Here is a 25152-nt window from a genome sequence, read left to right as displayed (position 1 = left end):
CAGGCCGATCAGCAGCGGGCAACCCATGCGCGCGGCGATCAAACGGCCGGGTTCGTTCTTGCTCACGACGGCAATTGCGTAGGCGCCGACCAGTTCGCTGACCGCCGCCTGCACCGCGGCGAGCAGATCCAATCCCTGCTGCTGGTGGAAATGCACCAGATGCGCGATGACCTCGGTGTCGGTCTGCGATTCGAAGGCGTAGCCGGCGGCGCGCAGGCGTTCGCGCTGCTCGTCGTGGTTTTCGATGATGCCGTTATGCACCACCGCCAATTCACCGAAGCTGATGTGCGGGTGCGCATTGGCCTCGGTGACGCCGCCGTGGGTGGCCCAGCGGGTATGGCCGATGCCGACTTGAGCGTGGAAGCCTTCCGCCTGCGCGGCGTTCTCCATCTCGCTGACGCGGCCGGTGCGGCGCACGCGGCGCAGCTGCGCGCCGTCGAACACGGCGATGCCGGCCGAGTCGTAGCCGCGGTATTCCAGACGCTTGAGCCCATCGATCAGGACCGGTACTACATCGCGATCCGCAATCGCGCCGACGATTCCGCACATGCTGGGGCAACTCCTTCGATGGACCGCGCCATTGTATCCGTCGGCCATAAAGGCCATGTCCGCGCGGACACGGTGTCCGTCCGGACGGACGCCCGGACACCGCTGCCCGCCCTTTAAATTCAATGGCTTGCAGTTGGCACGGGTTGTGCGTGGGTTAAGGGCAAAGCCCCTTCACCGAGTTCGAGCCGATGAGCATCCGCGACACCTCCGCGCAAGACCGCCGCCTCGCCGATGCCAGCGTGCACGGCCGCCATCGCCGGCAATGGGCGCTCGGCGCCGGCGCCGGCGTGCTGGCCCTGGGCGCCGGCGCGTGGCTGTTGTCCGGTTGGAGCGCGAGCGGTGTGTCGGTTTCGGCCGAGCGCCTGCGCATCGCCGAGGTCAAGCGCGGCGATCTGATCCGCGACATCGCCGCCGACGGCCGCGTCATCGCCGCCAACAGCCCGGTGCTGTACGCCATCGCCGGCGGCTCGGTCGATCTGAAAGTCGTCGCCGGCGACGTGGTGCGCAAGGGCCAGATGCTGGCCGAGATCGACAGCCCGGAATTGCGCAGCAAGCTGGCGCAGGAGCAGGCCACCCTCGCCAGCCTGGAAGCCGAAGCCAGCCGCGCCGAACTCGACGGCGAACTGGCCCGCTCCATCGCGCAGAAGGAACTCGATCAGGCGCAGATCGATCGCGTCGCCGCGCAGCGCGACCTGGAACGCTATCAGCGCGCCTTCGAAGGCGGCGCGGTGGCCAAGGTCGATGTCGCCAAGGCCCAGGACGATCTGCAGAAGGCCGACATCGGCCTGAGCCATGCGCGCGAAGACATCGGCCGCCAGGGCCGCAGCGCCAACCTGGATGCGCGCAACAAGCGTCTGCTCGCCGATCGCCAGCGCGCGATCGCCACCGAGGCGCAGCGCCAGGTCGAAGCGCTGACCCTGCGCGCGCCGTTCGACGGCCAGGTCGGCCAGGTCCAGGTCGCCCAGCGCGCCAATGTCGCGATCAACGATCCGGTGCTGAGCGTGGTCGATCTGAGCGTGTTCGAAGTCGAGATCAAGGTGCCGGAGAGTTTCGCCCGCGATCTGGCCATCGGCATTCCGGCGCAGATCACCAACGGCAACGGAGAGCCCTTCGCCGCGCAGATCTCGGCGGTGTCGCCGGAAGTGGTCAACGGCGAAGTGGTCAGCCGCCTGCGCTTCAAGGACAAGCAGCCGCCGGGCCTGCGCCAGAGCCAGCGCCTGAGCGCGCGCATCGTGCTCGACACCCGCCGCGACACGCTGATCGTCGAACGCGGACCGTTCCTGGAACAGTCCGGCGGCACCAGCGCCTACGTCGTCCACAACGGCATCGCCACGCGCCGCCCGATCCGCACCGGCGCCAGCAGCCTGAGCAATGTGCAGATCCTCGAAGGCCTGCAGCCGGGAGACCGCATCGTCGTCTCCGGCAGCGACCAGTTCGCCAACGCCCAAACCGCCCGCATTTCTGGAGAATGATCATGAACGCCGCCAACTACGCCTACGACTTCGCCCCGCAGTGGAACGCCCAGCAGCTGACCGACGCGGTCCCGCTGCGCCTGCATCAGTTGATCGATTTCGATCAGGTCCGCGATGCCGGCAATGCCCGCAGCGCCAACGCCGAAACCGCCGCGCGGCGCAATTCCCGCCTGGGCCGTTACCTGACCGCTTGCGCGCTGCCGATGTTTGCGGTTCGCTGAGTGGTCGGCGCCGCAATGTTCGCCGACTCGCCCGCGCTTTTGTTCGTCATCCCCGCGAAGGCGGGGATCCAGGGCTTTATCCAGGCCTTACGCTGAAGTCTCTGGATCCCCGCCTTCGCGGGGATGACGGCAAAAGCCGGGCAACGAAGCGAACGCTCAGAAATACACATCCAATAACGAATCAAGCAAGGAAACTCCCTTATGCTCGACATGCGCCAGGTCACTAAGGTCTATCGCACCGAACTCGTCGAAACCCATGCCCTGCGCTCGCTGGATCTGCACGTGCGCACCGGCGAGTTCGTCGCGGTGACCGGGCCGTCGGGCTCGGGCAAGACCACCTTCCTCAACATCGCCGGCCTGCTGGAAACCTTCAGCGGCGGCGCATACAAGCTCGACGGCGAGGACGTTAGCGGTTTGTCCGACGACGCCCGCTCGCGCCTGCGCAACCAGAAGATCGGCTTCATCTTCCAAAGCTTCAACCTGATTCCCGACCTCAACCTGTTCGACAACTGCGACGTGCCGTTGCGCTACCGGCGCATGCCCGCGGCCGAACGCAGGCAACGCATCGAACAAGCGCTGACCCAGGTCGGCCTGGGCTCGCGCATGCGCCACTATCCGACCGAACTGTCCGGCGGCCAGCAACAACGCGCCGCGATCGCGCGCGCCCTGGCCGGTTCGCCGCGCCTGCTGCTGGCCGACGAACCCACCGGCAACCTGGACTCGCAGATGGCGCGCGGGGTGATGGAACTGCTCGAAGAGATCAACAGCCAGGGCACCACCATCATCATGGTCACCCACGATCCGGAACTGGCCGCGCGCGCGCAGCGCAACGTGCACATCGTCGATGGCATGGCCACCGACTTGCGCGCCGAACCCAGCCTGATCCGCGCGCCCATGTCCACCGAGTTCGCGGCCGCCGACACCGGCGCCGACACCACCACCGTCTGAGGTCGCGAGCATGCCCGGCAACAGCCAGTTCGCTTATTACTTCCAGCTCGCCCTGCGCAGCTTCAAGCGCAACATGGTGCTGACCGCGTTGATGGTGCTGGCCATCGCGCTCGGCATCGGCGCGGCGATGACCACCTTGACCGTGTTCCACGTGCTGTCCGGCGATCCGCTTCCGAACAAGAGCGGGCAGATCTTCCATCCGCGCATCGATCCGCGCCCGATGGACGACTACACCCCCGGCGACGAGCCGCACGACAATTTCACGCGCTTCGACGCCGAAGCCCTGCTGCGCGAGAAGCGCGGCGACCGCCAGGCGCTGATGTCCAGCGGCGCCGTCGCCATCGAGCCGCGCAGCAATGGCATGCCGCCGATCCGCCAGGACTCGCGTTTCACCTCGGCGGATTTCTTCGCCATGTTCGAAGCGCCGTTCGAGTACGGCGCGCCCTGGACCGCGCAAGACGACGCTGGACGCGCACGCGTGGCGGTGATCGGATCGGAACTCAACATGAAACTGTTCGGCGGCGGCAACAGCGTGGGCAAGTCGCTGTGGCTGGACAAGCACGAGTTCCGCGTGATCGGCGTGATCAAGCCATGGCATCCGCAGCCCAATTTCTACGACCTCAGCGTCGAACGCGGTTTCGGCGAGCCCGAAGAGTTGTTCCTGCCGTTCAGCACCTCCCGCGATCTGCGCATGGATGCGCAAGGCAGTGTCGATTGCTGGGGCGAGAACAACAAGGACGAGGAAGGCAACCGAAGCCTCAGCGCCGAGTGCGCCTGGGTGCAGTACTGGGTCGAGCTGCGCACGCCGCGGAAAGTCGATGAATACCGCCGCTATCTGACCAACTACGTCGCCCAGCAGCGCAGCGCCGGCCGCTTCGAACGTCCGACCGCGCCCAAGCTGGACAGCATCATGCAATGGCTGGACTTCAAGCGCGTGGTGCCGGGCGACGTGCGCCTGCAGATGTGGCTGGCGTTCGGCTTCCTGTTGGTGTGCCTGCTCAACACGGTCGGCCTGCTGCTGGCCAAGTTCCTGCGCCGCTCCGGCGAAATCGGCGTGCGCCGCGCCCTCGGCGCGACCCGTCGCGCCATCTTCGCCCAGTGCCTGGTCGAAGCCGGCACCATCGGTCTGGCCGGCGGTCTGCTCGGTCTGCTGCTCGCGCAGCTCGGCCTGTGGGCCGTGCGTCAGCAGCCGGTGGCCTACGCCGCGCTGGCCCGGCTGGACATGAACATGTTGTTCACCACCTTCCTGCTGGCCATCGCCGCCAGCGTGCTGGCCGGGCTGCTGCCCGCCTGGCGCGCCTGCCAGGTGACGCCCGCCATCCAGCTCAAGAGCCAGTGAGGCCACGCATGGACATCCGCCCCATCCTGACCACGTTGCGCCGGCACAAGACCGCCGCCGCACTGATCGTGTTCGAAGTCGCGCTGACCTGCGCGATCATCTGCAACGCCGTGTTCCTGATCGAAAACCGCATCCAGCGCATGCAGCGTCCCAGCGGCATGGTCGAGAACGAACTGCTGCGCGTGGCGATCCGCGGCATCAACGCCAAGGGCGACAAACAGGCGCTGACGCATGCGGATCTGGCCCTGCTGCGCTCGCTGCCGGGCGTGAAGGCCGCGACCGTCGTCAATCAGGTGCGCTACGGCGATTCTTCCTGGAACAGCGGCATCAATCTCAGCTCCGATCAGAAGGTCCCGACCACCAACGTCTCGATCTATCTGGGCGATCCGCAGTTCATCAAGACCATGGGCCTGAAGCTGATCGCCGGCCGCGACTTCAACCCGGAAGAAATGATCAACTACGCGAAAGCTCGCGAACCCGGCGCCAACTATCCGGTGTCCTCGGCGATCATCACCCGCGCGCTGGCCGAGAAGCTGTTCCCCGGCCAGGACCCTCTCGGCAAATCGTTCTACTCCTGGGGCGATGCGCCTACCCATGTGGTCGGCGTGGTCGAACACCTGCTGCGCCCGAACGAAGGCTTCGGCCTGGGCTCGGCGGAGTATTCGGTCATCTTCCCGATCGAGATGAGCTACGACGACGGCATCTATCTGCTGCGGGTGGACCCCTCGCAACGCCAGCAGATCCTCAAGTCCGCGGGCGAGGCGCTGGCCAAGAACGGACCGTTGCGCATCCTCAGCGACAAGAACGCTCTCGTCGAAAGCATGGCCGACAGGTACCTGCAGACCGACCGCTCGATGGTCTGGCTGCTCGGCGCGGTGTGCATCGCCCTGCTGATCGTGACCGCGCTGGGCATCGTCGGCCTGGCCAGCTTCTGGGTCCAGCAGCGCACCAAGCAGATCGGCGTGCGGCGCGCGCTCGGCGCGACCCAGGGGCAGATCCTGCGTTACTTCCAGACCGAGAACTTCCTGTTGACCAGCATCGGCATCGTCCTGGGCATGGCGCTGGCGTTCGCGATCAATCTGGCGCTGATGAAGTATTACGAACTGCCGCGGCTGCCGGCCTTGTACCTGCCGATGGGCGCGCTGTGCCTGTGGCTGCTGGGCCAGTTCGCGGTGTACGGACCGGCGCGCCGCGCCGCGATGGTGCCGCCGGCGCTGGCGACGCGTTCGGCCTGATCGAGCGCGCTCGCGGCCGGGCCCCGGCGATCGCCGCGACCGCATCGCGGTTACATCTCACGATGCGGCTCGCGCGCCTGTCGCAAAAGTCGGATGCTGGCACCGCGCGGATTCAGGCAAGCTGCGCCACCGATGCCGCCTTCACCGCATCTGCTTACCTGCCCCCTGTCCGGCCGCCCGGACGGGATCGGGACGACGCGACCGGCCTCGCCCCCGCCCGACACCACGGAGATCACCATGCGCCCTTCGTTCCCGCACCGCCCGTCGCATCGCGCATCGCTGCGCACCGCCGTCTTGTCTGCGGCGCTGATCGGCGCGGCCTGGCTGCCGGCCGCGCACGCGGCGAAGCCATCCGCCGCCGTCGCGGCGAGCGCCCAGGCCGCCGATGTCGCTACGCGCCTGAAAGCCTTCAACGCGCTGATGGACGAGCAGTGGGAAGGCATGATGCGCGAGTTGCCCGAGCAGGCCAGCTTCTTCGGCGACTACCGTTACAACGATGCCTGGAGCGATTTCTCGCTGGCCGGCGCGCAGCGCCACAACGAGGCCACGCGCGCGATGCTGGCGCGCTTCAAGTCCGTGGACACGCGCGGTTTCCCGCAAGGCGATCTGCTCAACCACCGCTTGATGGTGCGCTGGCTGGAGAACGATCTGCGCGGCTACGCGCTCAAGACCCATGAAATGCCGCTGGATCAGTTCAACGGTACGCACCTGATCCTGACCATAATGATCAAGGCCTTCCCGTTCAACGACACCCAGCAGTACGACGATTACCTCAAGCGTCTGCGCGAGATTCCGCGCATCCTCGACCAGGTCACGCAAGTCGCGCGGCAGGGCGCCAAGGACGGGCTGATGCAGCCGCGCTACCTGCTCGACAAGGTCGCCGCGCAGTGCAACGGCATCGCCGACGCCGCCGGCGAGGACAACGTCTTCGCCGCCTCGCTGAAGAAATTCCCCGACAGCGTGCCGGCGGCCGAACGCGAACGCTTGCGCAAGCAGATCCTGGAAGCGGTCGATCAGCAGGTGCGTCCGGCCTATCGCCAGCTCGCCGAGTTCGTCGGCAAGGAATACGCGCCGCAGGGCCGCGAGCAGTACGGCGTGTGGTCGCTGCCCGGCGGCGACGGCCTGTACCGCTATGCGATCGAGCAGTTCACCACCTCTTCGACCCCGCCCGAGCGAATTCACCAGTTGGGCCTGAGCGAAGTGGCCCGGATCGAGAAAGAACAGACCCGCATCGCGAAGACGCTGGGCTACGCCGACCTGAAAACCATGCGCGACGCCGTCGCCGCCGATCCCAAGCGCCATGCGACCTCGCGCGAGCAGATTCTCGATCTGTACCGCGAGTATCTGGCGAAGATGGAAACCAGGCTGCCGGAATTGTTCGCCACCCTGCCGACCACGCAGGTGCAGGTGCAGTCGGTGGAAGCCTGGCGCGAGAAGGAAGCCTCGGCCGCGCAGTACATGGCCGGCACGCCGGACGGCAAGCGGCCGGGCCTGATCACGGTCAACACCGGCGAACCCGAGAAGCGCCTGCTGACCACGATCGAAGCGGTCGCCTATCACGAAGGCGTGCCCGGCCATCATCTGCAATTGTCGATGTCGCGCGCGCTGCCGGAACTGCCGAAGTTCCGCACCCTGCTCGGCCAGACCGCTTTCATCGAAGGCTGGGGCCTGTATTCGGAAGACCTGGGCAAGGAAGTCGGGTTCTACCAGGACCCGTACAGCGACTTCGGCCGGCTCTCGCAGGAACTCATCCGCGCCAATCGCCTGGTGCTCGACACCGGCGTCCACTACAAGCGCTGGACCCGCGAACAGATGGTGCAGTGGATGCGCGATCACTCGGACATGGAAGAACCCAACATCCAGGCCGAGGCCGATCGCTACATCGCCTGGCCCGGCCAGGCCCTGGCGTACAAGATGGGCCAGCTGAAAATCCGCGAGCTGCGCGCGCGCGCCGAGGCCAGTCTGGGCAAGCGCTTCGACCGTCGCGTCTTCCACGACCAGATCCTCGGCGGCGGCGCGTTGCCGCTGCGCGAGCTGGAAACGCGGATCGATGCGTGGATCGCGGCGACCCAGCGCGGCGCCGCGGCCAAGGCCGCGAAGCAAGCGCGGTGAGCGCGCGACGCCTGTTCGCCCACCGCGGCAGGCGTCGTCGCCGCAACGGCGATTCGCCGCCCCGCGTCGCCGCTGGCATACTCGGCACGGCTCGATCGCGGGCATTGTGCTCTTTCATCACAACGGAACTCTGATGCGCACGGTCCTGGTCATCGACGACAACCCGGCGGTCGGCACCGCGCTGGATCTTCTGTTCGGTCTGCGCGAGATCCAGGTGGTCACCGCGCAATCGCCCGAGGAAGGCCTGGAGCGGCTCGCCCGCGACGACATCGGCCTGGTGCTGCAGGACATGAACTTCACCGCCGACACCACCTCCGGCGAAGAAGGCGTAGCGCTGTTCCGCGCGATCCGCGCGCGTTATCCGGACCTGCCGATCATCCTGCTGACCGCGTGGACGCACCTGGACATCGCCGTCGATCTGGCCAAGGCCGGCGCCGCCGACTATCTGGCCAAGCCCTGGGACGATCAGAAACTGCTGGCCAGCGTCGAGAACCTGCTCGAACTGAGCAACAGCACGCGCGAGGTCTCGCGCCTGCACGAGCAGCGCCGCCGCGCGCATCGCGAACTGGAAGCGCGCTACGACCTGCGCGGCCTGGTGTTCGGCTCCGAACCGCTGGCGCGGGTGATCGAACTGGCCTGCCATGTCGCCCGCGCCGACGTGCCGGTGCTGATCACCGGGCCTAACGGCGCGGGCAAGGAAAAGATCGCCGAGATCGTCCAGGCCAACTCCGCGGTCAAGTCCGGCCCGTTCGTGACCTTGAACTGCGGCGCGCTGCCGACCGAACTGATCGAAGCGGAATTGTTCGGAAGCGAGGCCGGCGCCTACACCGGCGCCAACAAGATGCGCGAAGGCAAGTTCGAAGCCGCCGACGGCGGCACCTTGTTCCTGGACGAAATCGGCAACCTGCCGCCGGCCGGGCAGATGAAATTGCTGCGCGTGCTGGAAACCGGCCGCTTCGAGCGCCTGGGCTCCAATCGCGAACGTCAGGTCAAGGTGCGGGTGATCAGCGCGACCAATGCCGACCTGCCGGCGATGATCCGCGACGGCCGCTTTCGCGAAGACCTCTATTACCGCCTCAACACCATCCAGATCGATCTGCCGCCGCTGGCCGACCGCCGCGACGACGTATTGCCGCTGGCGCGCTTGTTCCTGCGCGACAACCCGCTGGCCGCCGGCAAGCGCCTGGGCGAAGACGCCGAACGCGCACTGCTGGCCCACCACTGGCCCGGCAACGTGCGCGAATTGCGCAACACCTTGCAGCGCGCGGCGCTGCTGGCGCGCGGCGACAGCATCGGCGCGGCCGACCTCGGCCTGCCGTCGGCGCCGGCGCCGACGGCCGCGGCCGGGAACGGCGGCGACGAGCTCGACCGCGTCAGCATCGAAGCCGCGCTCGAACGCGCCGGCGGCGTGCTGGCCCAGGCCGCGAGCGAATTGGGGCTGTCGCGCCAGGCGCTGTACCGTCGCCTGGAACGGCTCGGCATCAAGCGCGACTGAGGAGCGATCATGCGCCGGCTACCCTTGAGTCTGGTGTTCAGTGCGATCGCGCTGGCCTATCTCGCGGTCGGCGCGGCGGCGACCTTGTGGCTGTCGCGGTATCTGGCGCGGCCGTGGCTGGCGCTGGCGATCGTGCTGGCGGTGCTGGCGCCGTTGCTGGTCTATCAGGTGCGGCGCGCGTTCGCGCCGATGAATTCGCTGTTCCGCGCGCTGGCAGGCTCGGTCGCCAGTTATCGCGACGGCGATTATTCGATCAGCTTCAACTGGCCCGGCAAGGGCGAGCTGGGCGAACTGGTCGCCAGCCACAACCGTCTGGGCGACGCGCTGCGCGAGCAGCGCCTGAGCCTGGTCCAGCGCGAACTGCTGCTCGACACGATGGTGCAGAACACGCCGGTGGCGATGATGCTGGTCGATCCGTCGCGGCGCATCGTCCACGGCAATCTGGCCGCGCGCAAGATGCTCGGCGAAGGCCGCCGCCTGGAAGGCCAGGATTTCCGCGAACTATTGTCGCGCGCGCCGGTGCCGATGCAGGAAGCCATCGAGCGCGGCGGCGACGGCATGTTCAGCGTCGGCGATATCGAGAACGAAGAGATCTACCACCTGTCGCGGCGCATTTTCCGCCTCAACGGCCGCGCCCACGAACTGGTGCTGCTGCGCCAGCTCACCGCGGAACTGCGCCGGCAGGAAGTGCAGACCTGGAAGAAGGTGATCCGGGTGATCAGCCACGAGCTCAACAACTCGCTGGCGCCGATCGCCTCGCTCGCCCATTCCGGCGCCGAGCTGGTGCGGCGCGGCCAGTACGAACGGCTGCCGACCGCGCTCAAGACCATCGAAGAACGCGCGCGCCATCTGGAAGGCTTCATCCGCGACTACGCGCGGTTCGCCAAGCTGCCCTCGCCGCGGCTGGAGCCGATCGAGTGGTCGCGCTTCGTCGAACAACTGCGCAGCCAGGTGGATTTCGCCTACGACGGCGTGCAGGGCGACGCGATTGCGCGGGTCGATGTGGCCCAGCTCGAGCAGTGCCTGATCAATCTGCTCAAGAACGCGCACGAATCTGGATCGCCAGCCGACGAGGTGCGACTGCAGTTGCGGCGGGTGCAGGATGCCTGGCGCATCGACATTCTCGATCGCGGAACCGGCATGAACGACGCGGTGCTGTCCAACGCGCTGCTGCCGTTCTATTCGACCAAGCGCAACGGCACCGGCCTGGGATTGGCGCTGGCGCGCGAAATCGCCGAAGCGCACGGCGGCCGCATCGCCCTGCTCAATCGCGACGGCGGCGGCCTGTGCGTGTCGATGGTGTTGCCGGACTGATCGCCTGCCGGCGCGGATCGCTCCGCGCCGCTCGATCTTCTGTCGCCTGATCAGTCGGCTCTTTTCGCCGCACCGAGGCGGCGCTTGGCCGCGCGCGCGCGTCCGGCCGATTGCGCCGCGTGCGCCTGCAGGATCGCCGGCAGCAATCCAGGGAAACGCTGTTCGATGTCGGCGCAACGCGTGGTGTTGTGCATCTCGACACCAAAGCGCTCACTGCGGATCAGCCCGGCCTCGCGCAAGGCGCGAAAATGCAGGGACAGCGTGGACTTGGGAATGTCGCGGTCGCTGATCTGCAGGAAATTCGAGCAGTTCATGGCGCAGGCCGACCCGGCGATCTGGGCGTAGATCGCCGCGCGCACGGGGTCGGACAGTGCGTGGAGAACGCCCTCCACGGTGATGTCCTCGATCGAGGGGTGCACCAGCGGTTTCATGGCGCCATCTTATCGGCCCTTGATTTCTAGTTCAATAGTTCATATGTTTTGAACTACTGGAATTTAACCCCGCTTCACCCACCCCACAGGAATCAAACCGTCATGAGCAACAAACTCGCAGGCAAGGTCGCCCTGGTCACCGGCGCATCCAAGGGCATCGGCGCGGCCATCGCCAAATCGCTGGCCGCGCAGGGCGCGTCGGTCGCGGTCAACTACGCTTCCAGCAAGGCCGGCGCCGACGCCGTGGTCGCGGCCATCGAGGCGGCCGGCGGCAAGGCCATCGCCGTGCAGGGCGACGTGTCCAAGGCCGCCGACGCCAAGGCCATCGTCGATGCCACGATCAAGCAGTTCGGCCGTCTCGACACGCTGGTCAACAACTCCGGCATCTACGCGTTCGCGCCGCTGGCGGAGATCACCGAAGAACAGTTCCACCAGCAGTTCAACGTCAACGTGCTCGGCCTGCTGCTGACCACCCAGGCGGCGTCGCCGCATCTGGGCGAAGGCGCCAGCGTCATCAACATCGGCTCGGTCGTCAGCCGCATCACGCCGGCCGACAGCGCGGTCTACACCGGCACCAAGGGCGCGGTGGACGCGATCACCGGCGTGCTTTCGCGGGAACTCGGCCCGCGCAAGATCCGGGTCAATTCGCTCAACCCGGGCATGATCGAAACCGAGGGCACGGTGTCGGCCGGCTTCATCGGTTCGGACTTCGAAAGCTGGGCGGTCGGACAGACGCCGCTGGGACGCATCGGCCAGCCGAACGACATCGCTTCGATCGCGGTGTTCCTGGCGTCGGACGATTCGTACTGGCTCACCGGCGAGCAGTTGCTGGCCGGCGGCGGTACGCGCTGAAGTCATTCGAACGTCCGCGATCGCGGACGTTCGATCCATCGCACTGCGCGCCGCGGTTTCGATCGCGGCGCGCGGCGCGCTTGCGAACATTGGCGACACAGCGATGTTCGATTCGCAGTCCGTGCGGCATCGCCATCGATGCGCGATGGCGGCATCCGTTCACACCATCGCAGTCGCGGGCGACGACGCCCGCATCCGCCTCGCCGCAATGGCCAGGCAAGCGATCCTTGGTATCGCGGCGAAGTTGCGCACGTGATCGCATCGCGCGCGAAGCATTGAATCTACGATCATCGATGTAGGGGAGTGGCCTTCGCTTCCGTTTCTAGACAGGAGGGTCGTGAACCTCAATCGCGACAGGACGTTCGCGCCCGTCAAATCGAATGTTTTTTCCAAAAAACAGAACAGGAGATTCGCCAATGCTTCGCAAATCTACGCTTTTGGCCGCCGGTCTAATGGCATTTCTTGCAAGTTTCGCGGCTTCGGCGCGCAACGTCGTATTCCTGAACAATCCATCGCCGCAAGACGTGAAAGACGTCGGCCACTATCTGGTAAGCAGCACCGGCAAGCCGTTCTTCTCCGACCTCGTGCTGTTCGCCGCCAACATCAACGGCAGCAAGCCCAACGCTCCCGTGCTGTACTACAACTCGGAGATGAGCGCGATCCTGAAGGACAACATCGACATCGTCCGGGAGTTGCAGCAGAAGGGGATCAAGGTGCAGATCTCGTATCTGGGCAATCATCAGAACGCGGGCTGGTCGTGCAACATGAGCGCCAGCGCGGCGACCAAGCTCGGCAACGCGATGGTGGCCGAGGTGGTGAAGTACGACCTCAACGGCATCAGCGTCGACGACGAATACTCCTCCTGCTCGGGCAACGCGACCGCGTTCTATAACGTGCTCAAGGCGATCCGCGCCAATCCGTATTTTTCCGGCAAGACCCTGAGCAAGGCGCTGTGGTCCGACTCGCAGTATTTCAGCTCGCCCACCAACGCGGCCACGCAGCTCACCGAAGGCTATGAGATGACCTACGGCGGCAGCGTCAGCTATCTCACGCCCTATGTCGGCTACGGCATGCTGAAGAGCAACTTGTTCCTGGGCATCTCGCCGCAGTTCAGTTCGGCCTCGCAAGCCGGGACGATCTCCGCGAGCGTCGCCAGCAACGGCTATCAAGGCGTGATGATCTGGGCGCCGAACGCCTTCCTCAACACCACCACGGCGGCCGCGTACTACACGCAGATCGTCAAGGCGCAGGTGGGCTCGACCGAGTCGGTGACCTACGTTCCTTGATCGCGCCCGCCGCAAGGCGACGCATCCGTCGCGGATGTTCGATGATCTGCCCCGCCGCGACAACGGCGGGGCGCAGTAGAAACTCGGGACGCCGATCGGCGTCCCGAGCCTTCGCGGTGAACGGTTTGCGCGAGGCCTGGCGCCCCGCCGCCGCTCAGTCCTGCGGTTTTTTCTTGACCGGCCGCTTCCAACCTTCCACCGTCGATTGGTGCGCGCGCGCCACCGTCAGCTGATCCGCCGGCGCCGGCTTGGTGATGACCGAACCGGCGGCGATGGTCGCGTTCCTGCCGATCGTCACCGGCGCCACCAGCGAGGAATTGGAGCCGATGAAGGCGCCGTCCTCGATCGTGGTCACCGACTTGTTCACCCCGTCGTAATTGCAGGTGATGGTGCCGGCGCCGACGTTGACGCCCGCGCCGATCATCGCGTCGCCCAGATAGGTCAGATGGTTGGCCTTGCTGCCCACGCCGATTTTCGCGTTCTTGGTCTCGACGAAATTGCCCACGTGCGCGCCGTCGGCGAGCACGGTGCCCGGACGCAGGCGCGAATACGGGCCGATCTGCGCCGCGCCTTCGACCACCACGCCGTCGAGATCGCAATGCGCGCGCACCACGGTGCCGGCGCCGAGCTTGACGTCCTTGAGCCGGCAGAACGGCCCGACGATCACGCCGTCGCCGAGTTCGACCGTGCCTTCCAGCACGACATCGACATCGATCTCCACGTCCTGGCCGACGCGGACCTCGCCGCGCTGGTCGAAGCGCGCCGGATCGGCCAGGCGCGCGCCCTGCACGCACAACGCGCGCGCGGCGCGGCGCTGGTAGGCGCGTTCGAGCTGGGCCAGCTGCCACGGATCGTTGGCGCCTTCGACTTCGATCGGATCGGCCACGTGGACCATTTCCGCCGGGCTGTATTCGGCGGTGGCGGCGGCGAACACGTCGGTGAGGTAGTACTCGCCCTGCGCGTTGTCGTTGCCCAGCCGGTCCAGCCAGCGCCGCAGCGGTTCGCCGTCGGCGACCAGGATGCCGGTGTTGACGGTGCGGATCTCGCGCTGTTCTTCGTTGGCGTCCTTGTGCTCGACGATGCTGCCGACCCGGCCTTCGGGATCGCGCACGATGCGGCCGTAGCCGCTGGGATCGTCCAGATCGGCGACCAACACCGCCAGGCGTCCGGGCGAATCCAGCAGCGACTGCAAGGTCTGCGGGGTAATCAGCGGGACGTCCCCGTACAGCACCAGCACCCGCGCGTCCTGCGGCACGCCCGGCATCGCCTGCTGGACGGCGTGACCGGTGCCTAGGCGCTGCGCCTGTTCGGCCCAATGCAGGTCGGGCTGGCCCTGGAAGGCCTGCCGCACCTGTTCGCCGCCGTGGCCGTAGACGACATGGATGCCGGCCGGGCGCAGCGCACGCGCGGTGTCGATCACCTGGGCCAGCATCGGCCGCCCGGCGATCTTCTGCAGCACCTTGGCCGTCGCCGACTTCATGCGCTTGCCCTCGCCCGCGGCGAGGATGACGATGTGCAACTGGTTCATCGACTCTTGAGCCATGTATGAAACCTTCCTTACATTCGGTTGCTTGACGTGGGCCCCCCGTCAGGGCCGAATCTTACCAACTGCCTTACCCAGGACTATGCATGCCCGCTGAGCGCGCTTCCCGGCGGACCGCCGCGCTGGTCGCCCTATTCTTCACCGCGATCGCCACGATCGTGCTGCGCCAGGACGCGAACTGGGATCTGCGTAACTATCACCTGTATACGCCGTTGGCATGGCTGGAAGGCCGGCTGGCGGGCGACATCGCGCCGGCGCAGTTGCAGAGTTGGCACAACCCGATCGTCGATATCCCCTTCGCGCTGATGGTCCGCGCCGGCCTGGGCGGCGTGCCGATCGCGATCTGGCTGGCGATTCCCAGCCTGCTGGCGCTGTATTTCGGCCTGCGCCTGCTGGATACGCTGATGCCGGCGCAGCGCAGCCGCGCGCGCACCTGGATCGCCGGTTTCGTGGCGATCACCGGCGCGGCGGTGTATCCGGGCACGGCGGCGATCTTCAACGACCACATCGTCGCCGCGTTCATGCTCGGCGCGCTGCTGTGGCTGGCGCAGTCGCAGCAGCGGCGCGGGCCGGTCGCGACCTGGCTGCCGATCGGGCTGATGGCCGGCGCCGCCGCCGGTTTCAAGCTGACCGGCGTGACCTACTGCCTGGGCTTCATCGCCGCGGCCGCGCTTGCCGGGCCGGTGCGGCAATTGCCGCTGCGCATCGGCGCGCTGGCGGTCGGCGGCGGCATCGCCGCCGCGCTGTGCTGGGGGCCGTGGGGCTGGTATCTGTGGCAGCACCACGGCAATCCGCTGTTCCCGTATTTCAATCAATGGTTCCTGTCGCCCGACACCATCGCCGATTCCTGGCGCGATAAGCGCTATCTGCCCGAGAACGCGGTCGAGATTCTCGACGCGCCGCTGCGCCTGCTGCGCCGCGGCCGCGACTTCTCCGAACCGCTGCTGGCGGACCCGCGCGTACTGCTGGGCCTGTGCGCGCTGGCCGCGTGGCTATGGCTGCGCCGCGATCGCGGCATCGACGCGGCGCAGGCCGGTCCAGGCCCGGCGCAGGCCGACCCCGGGCTCATCGCCGCCGAGCAAAACGCCGCCGCGCTGCGCTGGCCGCTGCTGGCCTTCGTCGCGGTCGGCTATTTCTCCTGGCTGACGTTTTACGGCATCTACCGCTACCTGTTGCCGTTGGAGCTGCTGTTCTCGCTGTTGATCGTCGGCGTCGTGTCGATGCTGTTCGCCAAGCGCTGGACCCGCACCGCGATGCTGATCGCGATGGTGCTGGTGATCGCGCCGACCAAGCATCCCAATTGGGGCCGCGACCCGTTCCGCTCGCCGATGATCGAAGTGACTTTCCCGGCCTTGCCCCAGGGCAGCATCGTGCTGACCAGCACCGAGAACCCGATCGCGCACGCCGTCGCCTTCCTGCCGCGCGAAGTGCCGGCGCTGGCGATCCGCAACAACTTCATGGACCCGCAGCGCTGCACGCGCCTGCAGGAACGCGTCGAGCGTACTGTCGCGACCCACCCCGGCCCGCTGTGGCTGCTGCGTCCGGTGCGCGTGGACCACCCCGCCGCCGAGCGCATGGCGCTGTACGGCCTCAGCGTCGGCGGCGCCTGCCTGCCGGTCGCCGACAGCTTGGCCGAGATCGAACTGTGCCCGCTGGCGCGCGCGCCGTTCGCGCCGATTTGCGTGGCGGCAAAATGACCCGAACCATCGAAGCAGGTGATAGATGAACGCCTTACAGCGCGCTCGCCTCGCCCTGGACGGTCTGTCCATAGGCGATGCCTTCGGCCAATGCTTTTTCCAGAATCCGGCCACGGCGCAGGCATGGCTGGAGCAACGCGAGCTCCCGCCCGCGCCTTGGCACTACACCGACGACACGCAGATGTCCCTGTCGGTCGTCGTCGTGCTGGCTGCCGATGGACAGATCGACCAGGAGCGGCTGGCGCTGTCTCTCGCGCGGAATTACGAATATGACCGCGCGTATGGTCCGTCCATGCACCGCGTCCTGGAACGCATCGCCAATGGCGAATCCTGGCGCGAAGTCGCCGGCTCCTCGTTCGGCGGCCAGGGCTCGCATGGCAATGGCGCGGCGATGCGTGCCGCGCCGGTGGGTGCGTATTTCAGCGATGACCTGACCGCCGTGGCTGAGCAAGCGCACCTCTCGGCCGAAGTTACGCATCGTCATCCCGAGGGCATCACCGGCGCCGTCGCGGTGGCTTTGGCCGCCGCGCAGGCGTGTCGTTTTCGGCGGCTCGGACAACGGCCGCCGCATGCTCAATTCATCGCCGCGATCGCCGAACTCCTGCCGATCAGCGAAGTGCGATCCAAGCTGCTGCGTGCGCAGGCGATGGATCATGTGACGTCGCTCGACCAAGCCGTCGCCGTGCTCGGCAATGGCAGCGAAATGTCGGCCCAGGACACCGTGCCGTACGCGATATGGTGCTGCGCGCAAGCATTGGAGGATTACCCGTCGGCGCTGTGGCTGGCCGTGAGCGCGGGTGGCGATCGCGACACTTTATGCGCGATCGTCGGCGGCGTGGTGGCCTGCTATGTAGGCGACAAAGGAATTCCCGCTTCATGGCGCGAACGTCGCGAATCCTTGCCTGACTGGCCGGACGCGCCTTCGTTCACCAATTAAGCACCCACTGCGCAAGGACGGCGTCAGGCGGCGCCGTCATCCCGGCGATGCACCACTTGGTCGGTAATCAACCGCAGGATTTCGTTCGAGCGCCGATTGACCGTATCCAGGATCAATCCAGTGGCGAGCAGGATGAACGCGGTCAGCGCCAAGGCCGCGGCGAGCACCGCGGTCGAGGGATGGGTGACTTCGCCGGTCAGGCTGAATTCGTGGAATACGAAGGCGCCGAAGCCCAGGCTGGCCAGCCCGGCCAGCAACGCGGCGCTGCCGAAGAACAGCAGCGGGCGCAGGTCCTTGTAGAGAAAACCGATGGTGCGCAGCACGCGGAAACCGTCGCGGAAGGTGCTGAGCTTGGATTCGCTGCCTTCCGGCCGCACGCCGTAGGGCACGGTGCGCTCGCTCAACACAAAGGCGTTCGCCATCGCGAATACGGTCATCTCGGTTTCGATTTCGAAACCGCGCGACAGCACCGGCATGGATTTGACGAAGCGGCGCGAGAACGCGCGATAACCGGAGAGCACGTCGCGCACCGGTTGGCCGAACAAGCGGCCGATGCTCCAGCGCACCAGTTTGTTGCCGAAGCCATGGAAGCGCCGGAACGAGGCGCTGTCGTGCTGTTCCAGGCGCGTGCCCACGACCATGTCGGCGCGGCCTTCGATGATGTCTTCGAGCAACGCGCCGGCGTGATCGGCCGGATAAGTGTCGTCGCCATCGACCATCAGATAGACGTCGGCCTCGACCTCGCGGAACATCGCCCGCACCACGTTGCCCTTGCCCTTGGCCGGCACCCGGTACACCCGCGCGCCGGCCTGCCGCGCCAGTTCGGCGGTGCCGTCGGTGCTGGCGTTGTCGAACACCCAGATGTCGGCCTGCGGCAACGCGCGGCGGAAATCGGCGACGACCTTGGCCACCGTGCGCGCTTCGTTGTAGCAGGGGATCAGTACCGCGCTGCGCACTACCGCCACTCTCGATATCCGGATCGCGCGATGGTACAGGGTCTGTCGTGGAGCGTCTGGCTAGAATACGGCCATGACCGAAGCCGCCCCCGCCCTGCCATCGCGCCCGCTTCCGCCCTGCCCGCCGCCGCGTCCGGCCGCCGGGGCGCGCGCGTGAGCCTGTCCCGGCAGGGCCGCAATTACCTGATCTTCGGCGCCCTGCAGTACTGCGTGGACTGGAGCGTCATGGTCGGCCTGAGCCACCTGGGCATGCCGGTGGAAGCGGCCAATCTGGCCGGCCGCGTCAGCGGCGCGATGCTGGGGTTCTGGCTCAACGGCCGCTTCACCTTCGCCAGCGAGAACACCGCGGTCGGCAAGCGCCAGTTCGGCCGCTTCGTGATGCTGTGGCTCGCCACCACCCTGGTCAGCACCTGCGCGATCAGCCTTATCGACCGCTATGCCGGGCTCCAGTGGACGTGGGCGGCGAAGCCGGTGATCGAAGTGATACTGGCCGGGGCCGGGTTCCTGGTGTCGCGGCATTGGGTGTATCGCCGCTAGCCGCGCGAAGCCGCGATCGCCTGAAACGAAAAACGCCGGCGCGAGGCCGGCGTTTTCGTAAGCGGCGACGCATCGCCGGCTCAGTGCTTCATGTTCTTGCGCAGACGCTCCAGCGCCTGCAACTGCGCCATCGCTTCGGCGAGCTTGGCCTGAGCCTGCGCGACCTCCATCTGCGGGCCGCGGTTGGCCAGCGCGCGTTCGGCTTCTTCCTTGGCCGCGCGGACGGCGGCTTCGTCGATGTCCTGCGCGCGGATCGCGGTGTCGGCCAGCACGGTCACGACCTGCGGCTGCACTTCCAGGATGCCGCCGGACACGGCGAAATCCAGGTGTTCGCCGTTGGGCAGGGTCACCACGACCTTGCCCGGCTTCAGGCGCGTGATCAGCGGCGCGTGGCGCGGCGCGATGCCGAGTTCGCCGATCTCGCCGGTGGCGACGAGCAGCGTCGCCTCGCCGTGGAAGATTTCTTCCTCGGCGCTGACGATGTCGCAACGGAACGTAGTGGCCATGTCTTTCTCGCTTTGCTCGTTCGACGGGAATCGGGAATGGGGAATGGGGAATCGTCTAAAGCCGCGATGGCCGACGCTCCGCTCTTACGATTCCCGATTCTCGACTCCCAATTCCCGAGACGCCGTCAGGCGTCTCAGCCCACGCCCATCTTCTTGGCCTTCTCGACCGCTTCTTCGATGCCGCCGACCATGTAGAACGCCTGCTCCGGCAGGTGATCGTATTCGCCGTCGCAGATGCCCTTGAAGCCGCGGATCGTGTCCTTCAGCGAGACGTACTTGCCTTCGGCGCCGGTGAACACTTGCGCGACGAAGAACGGCTGCGAGAAGAAGCGCTCGATCTTGCGCGCGCGCGACACGGCGGTCTTGTCTTCTTCCGACAGCTCGTCCATGCCCAGGATCGCGATGATGTCCTTGAGCTCTTTGTACTTCTGCAGCGTCGATTGCACGCGGCGCGCGGTGTCGTAATGCTCGGCGCCGACCACGTTCGGGTCGAGCTGGCGCGAGGTCGAGTCGAGCGGGTCCACGGCCGGGTAGATGCCCAGCGCGGCGATGTTACGGCTCAACACGACGGTGGCGTCGAGGTGGGCGAAGGTCGTCGCCGGCGACGGGTCGGTCAGGTCGTCCGCGGGCACGTACACGGCCTGGATCGAGGTGATCGAACCGGTCTTGGTCGAGGTGATGCGTTCCTGCAGCACGCCCATTTCTTCCGCCAGCGTGGGCTGGTAACCCACCGCCGACGGCATGCGGCCGAGCAGCGCCGACACTTCGGTGCCGGCCAGGGTGTAACGGTAGATGTTATCGACGAAGAACAGCACGTCGCGGCCCTTGCCGCTGGCGTCCTTTTCGTCGCGGAAGTACTCGGCCATGGTCAGGCCGGTCAGCGCGACGCGCAGGCGGTTGCCCGGCGGCTCGTTCATCTGGCCGTACACCATCGCGACCTTCGAGTCCTTGAGGTTCTCGAGCTGGATGACGCCGGCTTCGGCCATCTCGTGGTAGAAGTCGTTGCCTTCGCGGGTGCGCTCGCCGACGCCGGCGAACACCGACAGACCCGAGTGCGCGCGAGCGATGTTGTTGATCAGCTCGAGCATGTTGACCGTCTTGCCCACGCCGGCGCCGCCGAACAGGCCGACCTTGCCGCCCTTGGCGAAGGGGCACATCAGGTCGATGACCTTGATGCCGGTTTCCAGCAGATCGTTGCCCGAGGACTGGTCGGCATAGGCCGGAGCCGCGCGGTGGATTTCCCAATGCTCGGTGGCGTCGATCGGACCGGCTTCGTCGATCGGCTCGCCGAGCACGTTCATGATGCGGCCCAGCGTGCCCGCGCCGACAGGCACGGCGACCGGACGGCCGGTGTTGGTGGCGATCAGGTTGCGCTTGAGACCGTCGGTGGAGCCCAGCGCGATCGCGCGGACGATGCCGTCGCCGAGCTGCTGCTGCACTTCGAGGGTGATGGCGGTGTTCTCGACCTTCAACGCGTCGTACACCTTCGGCACCGACTCGCGCGCGAACTCGACGTCAACGACCGCACCGATGATCTGAACGATCTTGCCCTGGCTCATGGTTGTAACTCCAGCTAACTTTGTTTGATTCGTTTGTCGGGAATGGGGAATTGGGAATCGGGAATGGGAAGTCAAAAGCCTTTGCTTTTGTCGATTCCCTATTCTCGATTCTCCATTCCCGGCTTAAACCGCCGCGGCGCCGCCGACGATTTCGGAAATTTCCTGCGTGATCGCTGCCTGGCGGGCCTTGTTGTAGACCAGGTTCAAGGTACCGATCAGCTTGGTCGCGTTGTCGCTGGCCGACTTCATCGCGACCATGCGCGCGGCATGCTCGGAGGCCACGTTCTCCAGCACCGCCTGGTACACCAGCGACTCGATGTAACGCGTCAGCACGTGCTCGAGCACGGTCTGCGCATCGGGTTCGTAGATGTAGTCCCAGTCGTGCTTGGCGACCTGCGTCTCCGGCGCCGGCAGCGGCAGCAGCTGATCGAACGCCGCGCGCTGGGTCATCGTGTTAACGAAGTCGTTGTAGCTCAGGAACACGCGATCGATGTTGCCGGCGCTGTAGGCGTCGAGCATGACCTTGATCACGCCGACCAGTTGCTCCAGATGCGGCTGGTCGCCCAGATGGGTGACCGAGGCCAGCATGTTGACCTTGATGCGGCGGAAGAACACCGAGGCCTTCTGGCCGATGGTGACCACATCGACCTCGACGCCCTGCTCCTGCCACTTGCGGATTTCGCCGAGCAGCTTGCGGAACAGGTTGTTGTTGAGGCCGCCGGCCAGACCGCGGTCGGAGGACACGATCACATAGCCAACGCGCTTGGGGTCCTTGCGCTCGACCATGTACGGATGCTGGTAGTCGGTGTTGGCCTGGGCCAGATGACCGATCACCTGCTTGATCACGCGCGCATACGGGCGCGAGGTCTTCATCCGATCCTGCGCCTTGCGGATCTTGGAAGCCGAGACCATTTCGAGCGCGCGCGTCACCTTGCGGGTGTTCTGCACGCTCTTGATCTTGGTTTTGATTTCTCTGCCGCCGGCCATTGCTCGCTCCGCTCGTGGGAATAGGGAATCGTGAATCGGGAATCGCGGGAGCCGGCGCGGGTTTCCCCGATTCCCGACTCCCTATTCCCAATTCCCGGCTTTACCAGGTCCCGGTCTGCTTGAACTCTTCGATGCCCTTCTTGAAGGCGCCTTCGATTTCGTCGTTCCAATCGCCGCTGGCGTTGATCTTGTTGACCAGTTCGCCCGCGGTGTTGGTGAAGTGCGCGTGCAGCGCCTCTTCGAACGCGCCGATCTTGTTCACCGGCACATCGTCCATGTGGCCCTTATCGACCGCGTAGATCGACAGCGACTGCAGCGCGATCGACATCGGCGCGTACTGCTTCTGCTTCATCAGCTCGGTCACGCGCTGACCGCGCTCGAGCTGCTTGCGGGTGGCTTCGTCCAGGTCGGAAGCGAACTGCGCGAACGCGGCCAGCTCACGGTACTGGGCGAGCGCGATACGGATGCCGCCCGACAGCTTCTTGACGATCTTGGTCTGGGCGGCGCCGCCGACGCGCGACACCGAGATACCGGCGTTCACGGCCGGGCGGATGCCGGCGTTGAACAGGTCGGTTTCCAGGAAGATCTGGCCGTCGGTGATCGAGATCACGTTGGTCGGCACGAACGCGGACACGTCGCCGGCCTGGGTTTCGATGATCGGCAGCGCGGTCAGCGAACCGGTCTTGCCCTTCACTTCGCCGTTGGTGAACTTCTCGACGTAGTCGGCGTTCACGCGAGCGGCGCGCTCGAGCAGGCGGCTGTGCAGGTAGAACACGTCGCCCGGGTAGGCTTCGCGGCCCGGCGGACGGCGCAGCAGCAGCGAGATCTGGCGGTAGGCCACGGCCTGCTTGGACAGATCGTCGTACACGATCAGCGCGTCTTCGCCGCGGTCGAGGAAGAACTCGCCCATGGTGCAGCCCGAGTAGGCGCTGATGTACTGCATCGCGGCCGATTCCGACGCGGTCGCGGCGACCACGATGGTGTGGGCCAGGGCGCCGTTTTCTTCCAGCTTGCGCACCACGTTCGAGATCGAGCTGGCCTTCTGGCCGATCGCGACGTAGATGCACTTAATGCCGGTGCCCTTCTGGTTGATGATCGCGTCGATCGCCATCGCGGTCTTGCCGGTCTGACGGTCGCCGATGATCAGCTCGCGCTGGCCGCGGCCGATCGGGATCATGGCATCGACGGTCTTGTAACCGGTCTGCACCGGCTGATCGACCGACTTGCGCCACAACACGCCCGGAGCGACGCGCTCCACCGGAGCGCTGAGGGCCGCGCCGATCGGACCCTTGCCGTCGATCGGCTCGCCGAGCGCGTTGACCACGCGGCCGAGCAGTTCGCGGCCGACCGGCACTTCCAGGATGCGGCCGGTGGTCTTGGCGACGTCGCCTTCGCCCAGGTGTTCGTAATCGCCCAGCACCACGGCGCCGACCGAGTCGCGCTCCAGGTTCAGCGCGAGTGCGAAGGTGTTGTTCGGCAGTTCGATCATTTCGCCCTGCATCACGTCAGCCAGGCCGTGGATGCGCACAATGCCGTCGGCGACCGAGGTGACGGTGCCTTCGTTGCGCGCTTCGGCGGCCAGCTTGACCTTCTCGATGCGGGTCTTGATCAGTTCACTGATTTCGGACGGGTTGAGCTGGGTGCTTGCCATTGTCGTTTCCTTGGTCCTGCATCGCGATGGGGCGACGCGCGGGTGCTTTCTTTTGGTTCGGGAGTCGGGATTCGGGAGCCGGCAATCGGAAGCGCGTGTGCTTCGACGATCGCCTGTTCCCTATTCCCTGTTCCCGGCTTAACCGGCCAATGCCGTCTGCAGGCGCGCGAGCTTGCCCTTGAGCGAGCCGTCGATCACCACGTCGCCTGCGTCGATCACCGCGCCGCCGATCAGCGATGCGTCCACCGCCGTCTCGACTTCGACCTGGCGGCCGAAGCGCTTGATCAGCGCGGCCTTGATCGCATCGAGTTCGGCCGCGGGCAGATCGCTGGCGGAGGTGACCTTGGCCTTGACCACACGGTCGGCTTCGGCGCGCAGTTGTTCGAACATGCCGGAGATTTCCGGCAGCAGCGACAGACGGCGGTTGTCGGCCAGCAGCGCCAGGAAGCGCTGCACGGACTCGTCCGCGCCATCGATCGCGACCAGGGCGACGGCGTCGCCGGAGGTCAGCTGCGGATGACCGAGCAGCGACTGCACCTGCGGATCGGCCGAAACGCGCGCCGAAAAGGCGAGCGCATGCGACCAGTCGCCGGGGCGGCCGGCTTCGCGCGCCAGCGCGAATGCAGCGCGGGCGTACGGACGGGCGAGGGTGAGGTTCTGGCTCATCGCGTTGGGCTATCCGATCAGATTTCTGCGGCGAGCTCGTCGAGCAACGCCTTGTGGGCGTTGGCGTCGATTTCGCGCTTGAGCAGCTTTTCGGCGCCGGTCACGGCCAGCGCGGACACCTGCTTGCGCAGATCCTCGCGGGCGCGGTCGGCCGCCGCGGCGATTTCGGCATCGGCCAGCGCCTTCAGACGCGTGCCTTCGACCATCGCATCGGTCTTGGCCTGATCGACGATCTGATTGCCGCGCTGATGAGCCTGGTCGATGACTTCGTTGGCCTTGGTACGAGCCTCGCGCACGATCTCGTCCGCCTGCGCCTTGGCCTGCTGGATGAGAACTTCGGCGCCTTCGGCGTTCGCCAGACCTTCGGCGATCTTCTTCTGGCGCGCTTCGATCGCTGCGTTCAGCGGCGGCCAAATGAACTTCATCGTGAACCATACGAGGATCGCGAAGGAGAGCATCTGACCGAAGAAAGTCATGTTGGGATTCATGACGGGTCCTCGACGTTACTTACGTTGGGCCGGCGAGCGCCGGCCCGGATTGCCGAGTCGCGCCCCGATCGGGGCACGGCTCTGCCTGATCAGCCGGCGACGCCAGCGGCCTTGACGGCTTCGATCAGCGGGTTGGCGAACGCGAAGAACAGGGCAACGGCGAGGCCGATGATGAACGCGGCGTCGATCAGACCGGCGAGCAGGAACATACGGCCCTGCAGCATCGGCACCAGCTCCGGCTGACGCGCGGCGGATTCGAGGAACTTCGAACCCATGATCGCGATGCCGAGGCAAGCGCCGAGCGCGCCCAGACCGATGATGATGCCGATCGCGATCGCGGTCAGACCCTGAACGTTGGCGATGAACTCCAT

The 25152-nt window shown here is 66.4% G+C and carries 24 protein-coding genes and 1 pseudogene; 14 read left to right on the top strand and 11 right to left on the bottom strand.

What is annotated here, in order from left to right; translation table 11 throughout:
* Positions 1–549, bottom strand: a pseudogene (locus J7J50_RS15850) (class II glutamine amidotransferase); the annotation flags it as partial.
* Positions 550–737: 188 nt separating this feature from the next.
* Here J7J50_RS15850 and J7J50_RS15845 point away from each other — a divergent pair.
* From J7J50_RS15845 to J7J50_RS15810, 8 genes are all read left to right on the top strand, one after another.
* Positions 738–2021: an efflux RND transporter periplasmic adaptor subunit gene (locus J7J50_RS15845; RefSeq protein ID WP_215056679.1), complete on the top strand. Its 1284-nt coding sequence runs from the start codon at positions 738–740 to the stop codon at positions 2019–2021.
* A gap of 2 nt (positions 2022–2023) precedes the next feature.
* The gene (locus J7J50_RS15840) at positions 2024–2242 is read left to right on the top strand and encodes a hypothetical protein (protein WP_215056680.1); all 219 of its coding nucleotides are present in this window, start codon (positions 2024–2026) and stop codon (positions 2240–2242) included.
* A gap of 201 nt (positions 2243–2443) precedes the next feature.
* Complete coding sequence (locus tag J7J50_RS15835) at positions 2444–3190, top strand: ABC transporter ATP-binding protein (RefSeq protein ID WP_215056681.1); 747 nt, start codon at positions 2444–2446, stop codon at positions 3188–3190.
* Between the two features lie 10 nt (positions 3191–3200).
* A complete protein-coding gene (locus J7J50_RS15830) occupies positions 3201–4529 on the top strand; it encodes an ABC transporter permease (RefSeq protein WP_215056682.1) in 1329 nt (442 codons plus the stop codon).
* An 8-nt stretch (positions 4530–4537) separates the two neighbouring features.
* The gene (locus tag J7J50_RS15825) at positions 4538–5764 is read left to right on the top strand and encodes an FtsX-like permease family protein (RefSeq protein ID WP_215056683.1); all 1227 of its coding nucleotides are present in this window, start codon (positions 4538–4540) and stop codon (positions 5762–5764) included.
* Positions 5765–6001: 237 nt separating this feature from the next.
* Entirely contained in the window at positions 6002–7876 is a 1875-nt protein-coding gene (locus tag J7J50_RS15820) for a DUF885 family protein (protein WP_215056684.1), read from the top strand.
* Between the two features lie 133 nt (positions 7877–8009).
* A complete protein-coding gene (locus J7J50_RS15815) occupies positions 8010–9371 on the top strand; it encodes a sigma-54 dependent transcriptional regulator (protein ID WP_215056685.1) in 1362 nt (453 codons plus the stop codon).
* 9 nt (positions 9372–9380) lie between these two features.
* Positions 9381–10685: an ATP-binding protein gene (locus J7J50_RS15810; RefSeq protein WP_215056686.1), complete on the top strand. Its 1305-nt coding sequence runs from the start codon at positions 9381–9383 to the stop codon at positions 10683–10685.
* A gap of 50 nt (positions 10686–10735) precedes the next feature.
* Here the strand turns inward: J7J50_RS15810 and J7J50_RS15805 are convergent, their stop codons facing one another.
* Positions 10736–11116: a helix-turn-helix domain-containing protein gene (locus J7J50_RS15805; RefSeq protein WP_215056687.1), complete on the bottom strand. Its 381-nt coding sequence runs from the start codon at positions 11114–11116 to the stop codon at positions 10736–10738.
* Between the two features lie 102 nt (positions 11117–11218).
* On the opposite strand from J7J50_RS15805, the gene J7J50_RS15800 reads away from it, so the two are divergent.
* The 3 genes from J7J50_RS15800 to J7J50_RS15790 all read left to right on the top strand — a co-directional run bounded on the left by J7J50_RS15800 (position 11219) and on the right by J7J50_RS15790 (position 13254).
* Positions 11219–11968, top strand: a complete 750-nt coding sequence (locus J7J50_RS15800) for a glucose 1-dehydrogenase (protein ID WP_215056688.1) — start codon at positions 11219–11221, stop codon at positions 11966–11968.
* A 103-nt stretch (positions 11969–12071) separates the two neighbouring features.
* A complete protein-coding gene (locus J7J50_RS15795; RefSeq protein ID WP_215056689.1) occupies positions 12072–12224 on the top strand; it encodes a hypothetical protein in 153 nt (50 codons plus the stop codon).
* A gap of 160 nt (positions 12225–12384) precedes the next feature.
* A complete protein-coding gene (locus J7J50_RS15790) occupies positions 12385–13254 on the top strand; it encodes a hypothetical protein (protein WP_215056690.1) in 870 nt (289 codons plus the stop codon).
* Positions 13255–13408: 154 nt separating this feature from the next.
* On the opposite strand, the gene glmU is transcribed toward J7J50_RS15790, so the two are convergent.
* Positions 13409–14782 carry a bifunctional UDP-N-acetylglucosamine diphosphorylase/glucosamine-1-phosphate N-acetyltransferase GlmU gene (gene glmU / locus J7J50_RS15785; RefSeq protein ID WP_215056859.1) on the bottom strand — a complete coding sequence of 458 codons (1374 nt, stop codon included), beginning with the start codon at positions 14780–14782 and terminating at the stop codon, positions 13409–13411.
* Positions 14783–14883: 101 nt separating this feature from the next.
* Here glmU and J7J50_RS15780 point away from each other — a divergent pair, with 101 nt between their 5' ends.
* Both J7J50_RS15780 and J7J50_RS15775 read left to right on the top strand, forming a co-directional pair.
* Entirely contained in the window at positions 14884–16494 is a 1611-nt protein-coding gene (locus J7J50_RS15780; protein WP_215056691.1) for a hypothetical protein, read from the top strand.
* A gap of 25 nt (positions 16495–16519) precedes the next feature.
* Positions 16520–17431 carry an ADP-ribosylglycohydrolase family protein gene (locus tag J7J50_RS15775; protein WP_215056692.1) on the top strand — a complete coding sequence of 304 codons (912 nt, stop codon included), beginning with the start codon at positions 16520–16522 and terminating at the stop codon, positions 17429–17431.
* 23 nt (positions 17432–17454) lie between these two features.
* Here the strand turns inward: J7J50_RS15775 and J7J50_RS15770 are convergent, their stop codons facing one another.
* Positions 17455–18396: a glycosyltransferase gene (locus tag J7J50_RS15770; RefSeq protein WP_215056693.1), complete on the bottom strand. Its 942-nt coding sequence runs from the start codon at positions 18394–18396 to the stop codon at positions 17455–17457.
* A gap of 144 nt (positions 18397–18540) precedes the next feature.
* On the opposite strand from J7J50_RS15770, the gene J7J50_RS15765 reads away from it, so the two are divergent.
* Complete coding sequence (locus tag J7J50_RS15765; protein ID WP_215056694.1) at positions 18541–18924, top strand: GtrA family protein; 384 nt, start codon at positions 18541–18543, stop codon at positions 18922–18924.
* Positions 18925–19004: 80 nt separating this feature from the next.
* On the opposite strand, the gene J7J50_RS15760 is transcribed toward J7J50_RS15765, so the two are convergent.
* The 7 genes from J7J50_RS15760 to atpE all read right to left on the bottom strand — a co-directional run bounded on the left by J7J50_RS15760 (position 19005) and on the right by atpE (position 25152).
* Entirely contained in the window at positions 19005–19430 is a 426-nt protein-coding gene (locus J7J50_RS15760; protein ID WP_215056695.1) for a F0F1 ATP synthase subunit epsilon, read from the bottom strand.
* A 134-nt stretch (positions 19431–19564) separates the two neighbouring features.
* On the bottom strand, positions 19565–20989 hold the full coding sequence (gene atpD / locus J7J50_RS15755) for a F0F1 ATP synthase subunit beta (RefSeq protein WP_057941566.1): 1425 nt from the start codon (positions 20987–20989) through the stop codon (positions 19565–19567).
* Positions 20990–21112: 123 nt separating this feature from the next.
* Positions 21113–21976, bottom strand: a complete 864-nt coding sequence (gene atpG / locus J7J50_RS15750; protein ID WP_215056696.1) for a F0F1 ATP synthase subunit gamma — start codon at positions 21974–21976, stop codon at positions 21113–21115.
* Positions 21977–22076: 100 nt separating this feature from the next.
* Positions 22077–23627 carry a F0F1 ATP synthase subunit alpha gene (gene atpA / locus J7J50_RS15745; protein ID WP_215056697.1) on the bottom strand — a complete coding sequence of 517 codons (1551 nt, stop codon included), beginning with the start codon at positions 23625–23627 and terminating at the stop codon, positions 22077–22079.
* Positions 23628–23765: 138 nt separating this feature from the next.
* Positions 23766–24293 (bottom strand): F0F1 ATP synthase subunit delta, encoded by a 528-nt coding sequence (locus J7J50_RS15740; RefSeq protein ID WP_215056698.1) that lies wholly within the window; start codon positions 24291–24293, stop codon positions 23766–23768.
* Between the two features lie 17 nt (positions 24294–24310).
* Positions 24311–24781 carry a F0F1 ATP synthase subunit B gene (locus tag J7J50_RS15735; RefSeq protein WP_057941562.1) on the bottom strand — a complete coding sequence of 157 codons (471 nt, stop codon included), beginning with the start codon at positions 24779–24781 and terminating at the stop codon, positions 24311–24313.
* Positions 24782–24870: 89 nt separating this feature from the next.
* Positions 24871–25152, bottom strand: coding sequence for a F0F1 ATP synthase subunit C (atpE, locus tag J7J50_RS15730; protein ID WP_215056699.1), 282 nt, complete (start codon positions 25150–25152; stop codon positions 24871–24873).

The sequence above is a fragment of the Lysobacter sp. ISL-50 genome, assembly GCF_018612875.1.
Lineage (GTDB): Bacteria > Pseudomonadota > Gammaproteobacteria > Xanthomonadales > Xanthomonadaceae > Lysobacter.
The sequence above is the reverse complement of the archived record's forward strand: the minus strand, read 5'-3'. Positions and strand labels throughout refer to the sequence as shown.